General features: G+C 36.1%; 12 protein-coding genes. 5 read left to right on the top strand and 7 right to left on the bottom strand.

What is annotated here, in order from left to right:
* Positions 1-23: 23 nt before the first annotated feature.
* Complete coding sequence (locus RMA94_RS13415; RefSeq protein ID WP_069123283.1) at positions 24-809, bottom strand: SDR family oxidoreductase; 786 nt, start codon at positions 807-809, stop codon at positions 24-26.
* A 12-nt stretch (positions 810-821) separates the two neighbouring features.
* Positions 822-2072: a dienelactone hydrolase family protein gene (locus RMA94_RS13410; RefSeq protein WP_130172675.1), complete on the bottom strand. Its 1251-nt coding sequence runs from the start codon at positions 2070-2072 to the stop codon at positions 822-824.
* A 368-nt stretch (positions 2073-2440) separates the two neighbouring features.
* Between RMA94_RS13410 and RMA94_RS13405 the strand changes: the two genes are divergently transcribed.
* Positions 2441-3652, top strand: a complete 1212-nt coding sequence (locus tag RMA94_RS13405) for an OprD family outer membrane porin (protein ID WP_404976537.1) — start codon at positions 2441-2443, stop codon at positions 3650-3652.
* A 16-nt stretch (positions 3653-3668) separates the two neighbouring features.
* A complete protein-coding gene (locus RMA94_RS13400; RefSeq protein WP_311083358.1) occupies positions 3669-5012 on the top strand; it encodes an aromatic acid/H+ symport family MFS transporter in 1344 nt (447 codons plus the stop codon).
* Positions 5013-5079: 67 nt separating this feature from the next.
* Here the strand turns inward: RMA94_RS13400 and RMA94_RS13395 are convergent, their stop codons facing one another.
* From RMA94_RS13395 to RMA94_RS13385, 3 genes are all read right to left on the bottom strand, one after another.
* Positions 5080-6066: an AraC family transcriptional regulator gene (locus RMA94_RS13395; RefSeq protein WP_005076090.1), complete on the bottom strand. Its 987-nt coding sequence runs from the start codon at positions 6064-6066 to the stop codon at positions 5080-5082.
* A 327-nt stretch (positions 6067-6393) separates the two neighbouring features.
* Positions 6394-7179 (bottom strand): 3-hydroxybutyrate dehydrogenase, encoded by a 786-nt coding sequence (locus RMA94_RS13390; RefSeq protein ID WP_000163845.1) that lies wholly within the window; start codon positions 7177-7179, stop codon positions 6394-6396.
* A gap of 33 nt (positions 7180-7212) precedes the next feature.
* The gene (locus RMA94_RS13385; protein WP_311083353.1) at positions 7213-8634 is read right to left on the bottom strand and encodes a GntP family permease; all 1422 of its coding nucleotides are present in this window, start codon (positions 8632-8634) and stop codon (positions 7213-7215) included.
* Between the two features lie 603 nt (positions 8635-9237).
* Here RMA94_RS13385 and RMA94_RS13380 point away from each other — a divergent pair.
* From RMA94_RS13380 to RMA94_RS13370, 3 genes are all read left to right on the top strand, one after another.
* Positions 9238-9666: a hypothetical protein gene (locus tag RMA94_RS13380; RefSeq protein WP_130172679.1), complete on the top strand. Its 429-nt coding sequence runs from the start codon at positions 9238-9240 to the stop codon at positions 9664-9666.
* A gap of 16 nt (positions 9667-9682) precedes the next feature.
* Complete coding sequence (locus RMA94_RS13375) at positions 9683-10108, top strand: hypothetical protein (RefSeq protein WP_228259741.1); 426 nt, start codon at positions 9683-9685, stop codon at positions 10106-10108.
* A gap of 104 nt (positions 10109-10212) precedes the next feature.
* On the top strand, positions 10213-10626 hold the full coding sequence (locus tag RMA94_RS13370) for a hypothetical protein (RefSeq protein WP_130172680.1): 414 nt from the start codon (positions 10213-10215) through the stop codon (positions 10624-10626).
* 254 nt (positions 10627-10880) lie between these two features.
* On the opposite strand, the gene RMA94_RS13365 is transcribed toward RMA94_RS13370, so the two are convergent.
* The gene (locus RMA94_RS13365; protein ID WP_130172681.1) at positions 10881-11282 is read right to left on the bottom strand and encodes a J517_1871 family lipoprotein; all 402 of its coding nucleotides are present in this window, start codon (positions 11280-11282) and stop codon (positions 10881-10883) included.
* Between the two features lie 87 nt (positions 11283-11369).
* Positions 11370-12197: an RsiV family protein gene (locus tag RMA94_RS13360; protein WP_130172682.1), complete on the bottom strand. Its 828-nt coding sequence runs from the start codon at positions 12195-12197 to the stop codon at positions 11370-11372.
* Positions 12198-12304: the final 107 nt, after the last annotated feature.

Raw genomic sequence — 12304 nt, 5'->3', positions numbered from 1 at the left:
AAATGTACTTTTAAAACGCTGTGCTATTCGGCTAAGCGTGGAATAGCAGGCTGTGATCCTTCAGGGCCCATCACTGAATAGCCACCGTCGACTGCGTAATCTGCTCCGGTGACAAAGCTCGCAGCAGGTGACAATAAAAACAAAACAACATTGGCGACTTCTTCGGGATGGCCCAATCGGCCTAGCAAGTGGTAATCGGCTGCCACGCTATCGGCCTTTTCACGGTTATTACCACTGACTTCTGCAATGACACGAGACCATGTCCAACCGGGAGAAACTGAATTGACGCGAATACCACCGGCAGCAAAATCCATTGCCATGCTTTGTGTGAGTTGACGTATCGCGGCTTTAGACACTGGATATAACCAGCGCCCTGTTTGTGCCACTTTGGCCGAGATTGAAGTAAAATTAACGATTGAACCTTGCTGCTTTTTTAGGTCAGTGTATAAAGCACGGCTCAGCTCAACTGTGGAGACCAAATTAATATCGAGTGCTTGTAACCAGTCCTGACGTGAAGATTTAAAACCATCATCTAAGTAGGTACATGCCAGATTGACCAAATAACTCACTTCACCTAAATGTTGGTGAATATCCGCCACGGCTTGGTGGATAGCCGCATCACTGGTTAAATCGGTTTGAATAAACATCACGTCATGGTTAAAGCTTTCGGCAATCGCCTTACCTTTTGTATCAATATCTAAAATAGCGACATGAGCACCTGCACTGACTAAGGCTTGCACAACAGCTTTACCAATGAGTGTTGCACCGCCGCTTACCACAGCGACTTTTCCTTTTAAATTTATATTCATTGCAAATACTCCTTAATTGACTGGCTTGCCTTCGCTACTTGACCAAGATGGCATCAAAGTATTGGAAGGAAGATCTTCATCAAGAAGTTTTCGTGCTGTCTCGACACCTGCAACTGGCAAGCCTGTTGGGTCTAATAAACCAATTTGAACGAGCACCGATGCTTGGTCCCAGTAAATATGCTCATGGCATAGCTTTGAACCTCTGAACTGAATTACACCTAACATTGGAATCTCGACATATTTACCAGTCGGTTTTACACCCGGTAATAACCAGTCAATTTCAGCGTCGTGTGTAAAGCTCATAATGAACTCGTCTACCACTTGCGTTGAGCCAACCGTACGAGAGATCGAGGTGATCTTCATATCTTTCGGGTTTTGATGCACAAAGTGATATTGATAAAAACGAGCAAGCTGGCTTTGGCCTACACCACCAGTTAAAGTTGGAATATGGTTCACATACGGTTCTGCGACCATTGTTGCCATGGTTGCTGGCACATCACGCGTATCAAACTCATGACGAATATGCTCTTCCCATAAGGCAACTAGGTCATATTTCGGTCCAATCGTGTCATGTAGAGCTGTTACTGTACGCTCGTGGGCAAAACGTGCTGAAGGTTTGTGATAATGATTGCTTTTTGGGCGTGCAAAAGCATGATCAACACCTTCATAAACATAAGCTTGTACATTTGAATATTGGTTGGCTGCATCAACAATCGCTTGTCTCGCATCTGGCGGTGTAAATTGGTCCAGTTCTGCAATATGTAAAACCAAATGTCCTTTTACGTTGGCTAACTCATCTAACGATTTTTCAATGCCTACACCGTAATAACCTACAGCACATGCCACATCAGGAAGTCGGCAGCCTGCCAGATAAGCAAGCTTTCCACCCAAACAGTACCCCACTACACCGAGGCCTGTAGAGGTGTCACATTCTGGTCGAGTCTTTAAAAAAGCTAGGCTGTCCTGAATGTCTTCAACCCCAAGATTTTCATCATATTGCTGATAAAGCTCGAAAGCCTTTTGAAAATCTTCTGGTGTGTAACCCAGTTCTATATTAGGTGCTACACGCCAAAATAAATCAGGAACTAAAACGGTATAGCCTTCTTCTGCAAGAAATTCTGCTTTTTCTCGCATGGCTGCATTAACCCCAAAGATTTCCTGACAAAGCACAACTCCAGGTCCTTTTCCTGTTTCTGGTGTTGCTAGATATGCACTGAACTGCTTTCCAGATGCTGTTTTAATTTGAACGGTTTGACCAGCCATAGTGTCAACTCCTGACATTGTTATGGCTTTATCTTCTATCCGAATTTTTTTTTAGACTGTCCAAAAGCTGCAAGCACTATCCAATCTCTGCGCAATTATCAAAATCAATCAAACTGGATAAAAAATTAAAAACAAAGAAACACCTATATTTCAAAACTTTAAATTAAAAATGGAAATGAATGCTTTTTATCTAATTTGGAAAAAATGGATGAAGATTAGGACTTATTGGATAGTGACGATTGGCTAAAAATAGTTCAATCAAGTCATGTAATTCGTTTGATTACATAAAAAAAGCCCAGTCATTTTCTAAATTAAGGCGTTTATTTATGCATCGACCATGGCCAATTTATGGACAACAAAAAACGTTAATGCTCATCAATATTTTATGTTGCAGTGCATTTTCTACTCAGGCTTATTCAGCGGATGAAGAATGGAAATTTACATTAAAAAATGCATATATAGACAGAAACTATGACAATCCAGATGTAAAAGACACAGGTAGTTGGTCACAATCAGTTTCTCTATTTTACAACTCAAATATGCATGATACGCCGTTAGAAATTGGAGGAACCCCGATTCAAATTGGCGCAAATGCTTCAGCACAATATGCGGTTCGTTTAAGCCAAGATAAACATGTTGCAGATACGGTATTACCTTTTGATAAAGCGACGCAGTCCCAAGCACCCGATTATCTAAAATATGGTGCGACCTTAAAGTTAGGATATAACAAGACGCTACTCAGCATTGGTGAATTATGGCTGGATTTACCCGTAACCACTGTAGATGCAAGCCGACAACTACTGACGTCTTATTGGGGAACTAATCTTAAGAGCCAGCTAAACGACAAACTTTTTGCTGAAATTGGCCGTATTGAAAAAGTATCACCGCGAAATGAAGAAGATTTCCATCGATTTTCTTTTACTTCAAAAGGTGTGACTGGCTACTCCGACGGACTTAACTACATAGATCTGCGCTATCAATTTACGCCTACATTGAAGGGTGAATATTACTTTGGGAATATGGAGGATTTATATAACAAACACTATGTCGGCATTGACCATCTATGGAAAAATTCTAATTTTTCAGTTAATTCAAAATTCAAATATTTCAATGCTAAAGATAATGGAAATCTTTTTGACATCGACGCACAAAACGTAGGGTTATTAGAAACGCTTAAAGTAAAAAATCACAGCTTTAGTGTGGGTTATCAGCAAATTATTGGTGAGTCTGCTTACCCGTTACCAGATGGCTTCTTGCCTGAAACTTATTTCATTAACTGGAACACGACTGGTTTCTTCAAACAAGATGAAAAGTCTTATCACTTCATCTATGGCTATGACTTTAAAGATCATGTGCCTGGTTTAAATACCACTTTCAAATATGTATATGGCGATCACTTTAAGACAGCAGATGGCTTAAAAAATAAAGAAAGTGAATCCAACGTTATCATCAATTATGCCCTTCAACAGCCACTCCTCAAAGGTTTAGCCCTTCAGTACATCTTCATCAATTACGACGTTAAGCATGGAAACGATTTCTCTGAAAACCGTTTCTTCGTCAATTACAGCAAAAAATTTTAATGAATAAGGAATACGTATGAAAACGATAGATGCAAACACGATTATCAATCGCGAAAAACTGTCTCCATTACAATGGATGGTTTTTATACTAGGCTTTTTTGTCTTCTTCTGTGATGGTCTAGATACAGGAATTATTGGTTTTGTTGCTCCAGCATTACTCGATGATTGGGGAATTACTAAGCCTCAGCTTGCTCCAGTTTTAAGTGCTGCTTTAGTCGGTATGTCGATTGGTGCAATTATTTCTGGGCCTCTGTCTGATAAGTTTGGCCGCAAAGGCGTTATTGTTTTTACAAGCCTTTTATTTTCCATATTTACGATTTTGTGTGGCTTTGCCAACTCAACTCAAGACTTAATGATTTATCGCTTTATAACAGGTGTTGGTTTAGGCGCAGCCATGCCAAACATCAGTACGATTGTTTCTGAGTATATGCCTGTAAAACGTAAAGCATTTCTTACAGGTCTTGCTGGCTGTGGATTTATGCTGGGTATTTCTTGCGGCGGTGTGCTATCCGCTTATCTGTTAGAAAGCTATGGTTGGGCTAAGGTTATTATTATTGGCGGAAGCATTCCCCTCATTTTAGTGGTTGCTTTATTGCTTAAATTACCTGAATCAACTCAATACTTAATTACACGTCATCAACAAGACAAAGCTCAGCGTATTTTAGAAGATATTCAAGGTCATTCCTTCCAAGAGCCAGTAAAACTTGTTTTAACTCAAGCAGAAACTGTATCAGATGAAAATCCAGTTAAAGTGGTTTTAGGAAAATATCTGTGGGGTTCAAGTATGCTTTGGCTCTGCTGCTTTACGAGTCTTTTAGTGTTTTATCTTTTAACAAGCTGGATGCCAACGATTTTAAAAACAGCAGGTTTTAGTACTCAACAGTTTAGTTTAATTGCTGCGATTTTCCCTTTTGGTGGTGTAATTGGTGCAACTATTATGGGATGGTACATGGATAAACTGAATCCAACTACAGTGATTAAATATTCATACCTAATTGCTTTCGCCCTATTCATTATTGCTGGTCTGGTGAGCTCAAATATTTTCTTATTAGGTCTTACTATCTTCTTAATTGGTGCACTACTCGCTGGTGCGCAGTCTTCATTACTGCCACTTGCAGCTATGTTCTATCCGGCAGTGTGTCGCGCGGTTGGTGTTTCATGGATGCATGGTATTGGTCGTATCGGTGCAATTTTAGGTGCTTTCTTTGGCTCGCTCATTTTTACTTTTAACCTAAGCTTAAGCGGTATTTTCTTTATTCTAGCAATACCAACTTTCATCTCATTTATTGCACTTAGTCTCAAAGTGATTTATGAGAAATCTAAAAACAAACAAGTGTTAAAGCTCGAAGAAAGTTTATAAATATTAGGCAATAAATAAAAAACTGATTTAGTTGCCTAAATCAGTTTTTTATTGCGAAAGTTAAATGTCAGAAAATTTTCCCTTTGGTCTCGCTTGGATTTTCACCAAACTCTTCACGATATTCTTGAGAAAAACGACTTAAATGGTTAAAGCCCCAGTCATAGGCAAGCTTTGAAATAGAAACCTTTCTATCTGCACCTGTGGTGCTCAGGATTTTGTAAATTTGTTGGAGGCGATATTTTTTTAAATATGACATTGGACTGGTGCCATAGTATTGTTGAAATTCATCATACAATTTTGATTTTGAAACCCCAGCCAAACGCTGCAAATCTTCTGCACAGATTTCTTCATGCGCATGTTCAATAATAAAATTACGAACCTTACGGATATAAGCTGGCTCATCTTGATGTGAAAGTGACTTTAAGGCTTCAGAGTAGTTGTTTTCTTGAGATAATAGTAAGGCTTTAATTACAAAATTTTCATAGTCTTCAGATAACATCTGCAAACCATAAAAATTACTATATTGCGATTTTAGCTGTAAAAAATTCTGAATATTCTTCCACCATGCACCAATCAGTTGCTCCGAGTCCAGATGCATTTCAGGGTTAAAAATGATAGGCGTTTCTATAGGTTTATTCAGTAGATCTGCAAGGACAATCTGCATACTCCGCTCAGGAATAACGACCTGAAATTTTCTACAGTCTTTATCGATAATCAAATCTTGCTGATCGTTATTTGAAACAATGAGGCCTCTGTTTTCATCAGATTGATAATGAGCGCCACGAATATTAAGAGCTTGTCGACCTTGTATCGGCAAACTAATGCTATACGCTTTTAAATTTGAGATGTTGATGGCAACGTTTGCACCATAACTGATTGTACCGATCGCCATTTTTTTATTAGGCAAACGCATTCCGTCATAGTGAAAATCGAGAGTGTCTTTGTAAATTGTGTCTAGACGGTGTTCACCACAAATTGTGGACATCAAATTCTGCGCAAATTCAGCTTTGCGTGAATAATGATTGAGTTCCATCTGTTGGCTGAGTGATATCATATCCTTTTCACCTAGCTAAATAACTTATTGCTTAAAAAGCAACTTGTATGCCAATTAATATCCTTTAATTGACGAGTTTTCCTGAAAAATATCGAATCAAGAAAGAGAGTAAAGATTACTTTCTCATACTCTATTAAATTTTAAAAATGGAAATAAGTTAAATACCTTTAAAGTATAATTTCATACCTTAACGAATTTATTTTATTAGATTTTTTATAAGCAAATAGAGTAGAGATAAATCATTATTTTGAACAGGAGACTATCGTAAATTTTTAACGAATAAAAAACCGCCTATTTTAAATAAGCGGCTTTTATAAAATACTTAAATTATTGGGCGGTGTAACCACCATCCATAACAACAGCTTGGCCTGTTACCCCACCTGCTTTGCTACTCGCAAGGAAAATCGCATAGTCAGCAATTTCTTCAACAGATAGCAAACGCTTTTGAGGAACCATTGCCAAAATTACATCTTCAAGTGCGCTGTCTAAACTCACATTACGGGTTTTAGCCAAATCTGCAATTTGACCACGGACCAATGGTGTATCTACATACCCCGGACATAAAGCATTTACCGTAATACCATCACGTGCACATTCCAAAGCTGCAACTTTTGTTAGGCCAATTACGCCGTGTTTAGCACTGTTATAACCTGCCTTTCCAGCGAAACCAATCAAGCCATTAATTGAAGCCATATTAATAATACGGCCATATTTTTGAGCTTTCATAATTGGAAGAACATGTTTAATACCAATAAATGCCCCCGTTAACATGACTTGAACTAATTTTTGAAAAACAGCAGTTGGAAACTCTTCAATAGGCGCAACATGCTGGAAACCAGCATTATTAATTAAGATATCAACTGTACCAAAGGTCTTTTGAGTGAGCTCAATGGCTTGTTTATAAGCATCTTCATCGGTCACATCACATGGTGCAGATAATGCATCAAAACCTTGCTCTTTAAGTGAGTTCGCCGTTTCTTGACACTTTTCAGCATTCATATCAGAAATAACAACTTTGGCACCTTCTTGAGCAAATTTCTTAGCAATCTCTAGACCGATACCACTTGCAGAACCTGTAATAAAAGCGACCTTACCGTCTAAAAGTTTTGTCATTTATTTACTCCTTAATACTTATAACGTGCTGACTTAAACAATACCCGTTACGGTAAAGACCGTAATCACCACAAATACCGCTACCGTTTTAATTACCGTAACTGCAAAAATATCTTTATACGACTGTTTATGGGTTAAACCCGTAACAGCGAGTAAAGTGATAACAGCACCATTATGCGGTAAGGTATCCATACCACCCGATGCCATTGCAACCACACGGTGCATGACTTCTGGTGGAATACCTGCGGCTAAAATCGCGGCGTTATATTGTTCAGCCATCGCACTTAAAGCGATACTCATACCACCAGAAGCGGAACCAGTAATACCTGCTAAAACGGTTGTGGTCACAGCCCCATTGACTAAAGGATTTGTAAAGGTACTGCTCATTGCATGGCTAATCAGGGCAAAGCCTGGTAATGACGCAATAATTGCACCAAAACCATATTCAGATGCGGTATTCATCACTGCTAAAAGTGAGCCACCAATACTGGCATTAATGCCTTCTTTGAAGTTCGTCACTACACGCTGATAATCAAATAAAATTGCAGAAATAATCCCGACAATCAGTGCAAGGCCCACCGCCCAGATTGCACCAGTTTTTGCAACATCTACGGTGTAATCAGCAAGACCAACTGCGGCAAAATCAAAACCATTTGGATACCATTCTTTGATGGCTTTAGACAAATATTTGTTCATTACAGCAACAAGAATGAGGGGTACAAATGCTAAAAACTGACGAGCCGTACTTCCATTATTTTGCAAGTTCATATCGGCTTCAATTTCTTGAGACGGCGTATTGTCTACACCAAAACCAGAGTAGCCCTCACCAACTTTTACAGCTGCACGGCGACGCCATTCCAAGTAAGCCAAACCCATGCATAGAACAAAAATTGCACCGATAATTCCTAGAAATGGTGCGGCATAAATATTGGTGCCAAAGAATGTGGTTGGAATTACGTTCTGGATTTGTGGTGTACCAGGCAAAGCATCCATGGTAAATGTAAATGCACCGAGTGCGATAGTTCCCGGAATTAAACGTTTTGGAATATTCGCTTGTCTAAAAAGCTGGTTTGCAAAAGGATAAATGGCAAATACAGCAACAAATAAACTTACACCGCTATATGTTAAAATTGCACCTAACAATACAACGGTTAAAATTGCTTTTTTTGCTCCAATCCATCTCACAATGGTTCGTGCAATAGACTCAGCAATTCCTGACATTTCAACGACTTTACCGAAAATTGCTCCGAGTAAAAATACAAGAAAGTAATCTTTAATAAAGTTCACCATTTTGGGCATAAATACACCCGAATAAAATGGTAAGACATTGGCTGGGTTAATGAGTAAAACAGCGAGTAAGGCACAAATTGGTGCCATGAGAATGACTGAAAAACCCTTGTAAGCTGTATACATCAACAGCCCAAGCGAAAGTAGAATTACAAATAATTCCCACATATATTCCTTCTCCCTAAAGAATAGATATTAGGTTCAATAAAATTACCAAAAGATATTTAGGTTATCCCAAACCTATAATGATAAAAATCACAATATCCATGTGTGGTAATAGGTAAATGAGCTTAAAAATAAAATATCACTAAAATATTTAAAAACAATGTAATTTATTTAAATTTTAAAATATACATATAATACAAATATTTAAGTTGGTTTGTTGGTAAAATTTTATTATTTAAAAGCTATTATTATTTTATAAAACTTATTAATTGTTGAGCAAATTAAATTAAATTAATATCTCTATATTATTTAATAAAGACAATTAAATAATATATTTCTTAAAATAATTAAATAAATTTTTTTTGTCTTATTCTTTATAAATATCACACAGATAATTTTTTTATCTTTAGTTGAACAAAGCCATCCAAGGATTAAAACAGGAATATAAAATCATGTTTTTTACTATTCTCATCTTTACTCGAAAACGGTATTTAGTTTATTAAAAGTAACTTCTACTTACGTCATTAGAGCTGGAAAATTTAATGAATACTATTACATTTCTACTGATGAACTTTATAATTTAGACTTCTCACCAGTATCTTAGTCATGAATAAAAGAAATCTTTTGCTTACTATTCAAACTGGATTGATCATCCTACTTAATGGATGTACCGATACTTCTCTGGCTCAAAATAAGGTTATTGTTCCAAAAATTGGTTACTCTGGTAATGCTGATAATGCAAGCTATAGTGAGGCACAAATCAAGATTGAAGGCTCTTGTGTTTATTTAATGAATACAAATGATCGAGTGATTCCTATTTTTGCAACTAAAGATGCTCATTGGAATAGCAATAAATATCTTTTAATTGTTGACTCAAAAGAATATAAAGATGGTGACACGATTGCTTATGGCAACGGAGAAGCTTATCCCATTAATTTGAACAACTACAAATGGATAATTAAACCTGATACTACATGTGATTTAAGTAAAGGCGTTATTATCAATCAATTTATAGAACCTCTTACTAAAAAGTAAAGAAAAAAGCCCCTATATGAAAATTCAACTCTTAGCCTCTTTAACTGCTTTTAGCCTAACATCTTGCATGGTAAAGCCTACTATAACTAACCATGAAGAGGTTTCTATTCAACCGATACTTATTACAAGCAATACGAAAAGTAATATTTCAATGATGGCTTCAGCACATGGAAAGCTTATAGCAGATAAAAATGGATGTATCAGACTGGGCGATGAAAAAGGTCCGTTGATTATTTGGCCTTATGGCAGCAAATTAGTAAATTTAGGCCATGGTAAATTTAAAATCACTAATGGTTTTACAAATCAATCTGCTGTAATTGGTGAACAGATATCACTAGGTGGTGGCTTATATGAAGTGAAATCTACTCAAGTTACTCCTTCTATTTCTAAAGCTTGCGCAGATTATGGTTATTGGTTAGCTGGCCCTATGGAAGTAAAATAAGCTCTTATTTGGCTTAATATCATCGTAAAATTAAGTCTTGGATATTATTGTGAGAAATTTGTTATTTGATAGAATCTCCTTAAAATTTTGAAAAGAGTTGGAAAATGATAAAAAAGACAATTTTAATTATTCTTCTTTCCTTAATATCTTATAAATTTACCCATGCAGCACAAATTATTTACATACCTAAAAATGATTTGAATTGGCAGGGTTTTGATTTTCATTACGTATTCTTTTCGGATGGTGAAAAAGCATCTAGAGAAATATTTGACCAAAAAATGAAAAAACAGGTTGATATCTTTAAAGCTCACCATGAACCAAGAATTAAATTTGCAAATAATTTACAGGATAAACTTCAAGCAGAATGTGATTATCTTGCAGATGCTCAAAAACTTCTGGCAGTGTATATGCAGTACTATCCAAAGCTTTTACAACAGAAAGATGCGAAACCAATTTTCTTTCAATCTCAGGAATATTTAGATCATTTCAAAACCAATAATTCAAAATGTGAAACTTAAAGACGATTACGTATTCTTTATTACATATTAATATCTTTTAGGCACAATCATTAAGTGCTTACTTTATTTTTCGTTTGCTGTTCTATAGATTGGCAACCATTAAAAAAAAGTAAAACTTGAAATTAACCCTAAAAAATAATTTTTTCATGAAATTACCTACGCTAACAATAAAAATGAACAGACGTGATTCTTATGCCATCTTTACTTTCCTCCAGACAATAAAAAAACGCCTACTGGTTTATGAAGATAGTTATCTATAATTCTTTGACACACTTTAATGAAGCTGCCTTTAAATCATTATCAGCTTTGTAGATCATATTTGAATTAGAAGCACTTAAAATTGTTCTAGCTTCGAGTATATCTTTGTTTAGATGCTTCACTTCTAGAGTCATACCATTTTGAATATAGATCATATTATTTACAGACTTAACTTTGTTGAATACAACATGCCCACTCGTATCATCACAAAGTACTCCATTGCCATCTGAGTCAAGTTTTATGGTTGATATGCTTGGGCCAATTGAAATCGTCCATATACCTGATATTGAAGGTGTTGAAGGCTGCACTTCGCTAAAATTATTATTATTCATTTGATTAGTTGGGCTTACACATCCACTTAATAAAAAAATTAAGCTTAATACAATTATCTTTTGCATGATAATTATCCATTTTAATTATGAGTAAAATTTAACAGTTCAGAAAATAAAAAACCACCCGAAGGTGGTTCAAGTAATTTGTTAATCTTACATTTCAGTTTTTAAAGTAGGCATTGGCGGTAAAAAATCTGATTTTATCAGTTGATCTGTATCGTATAGCTCTAAACTCACAGGACCTGCAGCATATGGAGCCAATTCGTAAAGCTGAAAATCAAAGGTCACTCCACCTGATTGATTGATATAGAAATTATCACTTACTTTAAAGTCTTCTTTGCTAATAGAAGGTTCCATATCATTTTCTTGGCACCAATATTCGTACTGTTTCCATAAAGCATCTTTAAGCGCATTCATTTTTCCATTGACTACAATATCTTTTAATCCAATGCGCTTTTTGCTTTTTAAGTCAAAAATATAATCTTCAAAAGTTGATATACCATGTGCTCCGCCAGAATATTCTGAGCTAACTTTCGAAATTTGAACATATTGACCAAACTGTCCATTAAAGCGATAAACCACACTATCTGACCAGTTATTAAGCCCCTCAGCTTGTGTTTGATTTAACTGTTTTTGCTGTTCTGATGCAGGAGTAAGAGCATCTGCATAATTTTTACGGATTTCCTTATCGATTACTTGATCAATCCAGTCAATATTACTTTTAAGTGCAATGGCTTCTTTAGAAGTACATACTATACCCTCGACATCTGGATTAGACCCACAAATTTTGGGTTGTTCAAACTTCACGAGAAAACTGTGCGCTATTATTGCAGGAATTTGATTTTCTTTTGTTTGGGGTTGTTCAGTCGTTTTTATAGTTGAAGCATTTTCTGTTTTTTCTACAGTTTTTTCTTCAGCTTTTTTCACACAGCCACTTAATATGAGTGGAGCCAGCACTAAACCAAGAATAGTTTTATTCATTAATTTTACCCTTACATAATCTCATTTATCTTTTAAATTAAGTTTTAATGAATTTAAAATTCACAAATATTTTAATTGAATTAAGACCAGCTTTATATTGAGATATA

The organism is Acinetobacter sp. V115_6 (assembly GCF_031799025.1).
Classification (GTDB): Bacteria; Pseudomonadota; Gammaproteobacteria; order Pseudomonadales; family Moraxellaceae; genus Acinetobacter; species Acinetobacter pittii.
This window is presented reverse-complemented; position numbering and strand designations above follow the sequence as displayed.

Coding starts and splice junctions, on each gene's coding strand:
- RMA94_RS13390 (WP_000163845.1), bottom strand. CDS start 7,179: ATGACAAAACTTTTAGACGGTAAGGTCGCTTTTATTACAGGTTCTGCA.
- RMA94_RS13380 (WP_130172679.1), top strand. CDS start 9,238: ATGAATAAAAGAAATCTTTTGCTTACTATTCAAACTGGATTGATCATC.
- RMA94_RS13370 (WP_130172680.1), top strand. CDS start 10,213: ATGATAAAAAAGACAATTTTAATTATTCTTCTTTCCTTAATATCTTAT.
- RMA94_RS13405 (WP_404976537.1), top strand. CDS start 2,441: ATGCTCATCAATATTTTATGTTGCAGTGCATTTTCTACTCAGGCTTAT.
- RMA94_RS13365 (WP_130172681.1), bottom strand. CDS start 11,282: ATGCAAAAGATAATTGTATTAAGCTTAATTTTTTTATTAAGTGGATGT.
- RMA94_RS13395 (WP_005076090.1), bottom strand. CDS start 6,066: ATGATATCACTCAGCCAACAGATGGAACTCAATCATTATTCACGCAAA.
- RMA94_RS13400 (WP_311083358.1), top strand. CDS start 3,669: ATGAAAACGATAGATGCAAACACGATTATCAATCGCGAAAAACTGTCT.
- RMA94_RS13385 (WP_311083353.1), bottom strand. CDS start 8,634: ATGTGGGAATTATTTGTAATTCTACTTTCGCTTGGGCTGTTGATGTAT.
- RMA94_RS13415 (WP_069123283.1), bottom strand. CDS start 809: ATGAATATAAATTTAAAAGGAAAAGTCGCTGTGGTAAGCGGCGGTGCA.
- RMA94_RS13410 (WP_130172675.1), bottom strand. CDS start 2,072: ATGGCTGGTCAAACCGTTCAAATTAAAACAGCATCTGGAAAGCAGTTC.
- RMA94_RS13375 (WP_228259741.1), top strand. CDS start 9,683: ATGAAAATTCAACTCTTAGCCTCTTTAACTGCTTTTAGCCTAACATCT.
- RMA94_RS13360 (WP_130172682.1), bottom strand. CDS start 12,197: ATGAATAAAACTATTCTTGGTTTAGTGCTGGCTCCACTCATATTAAGT.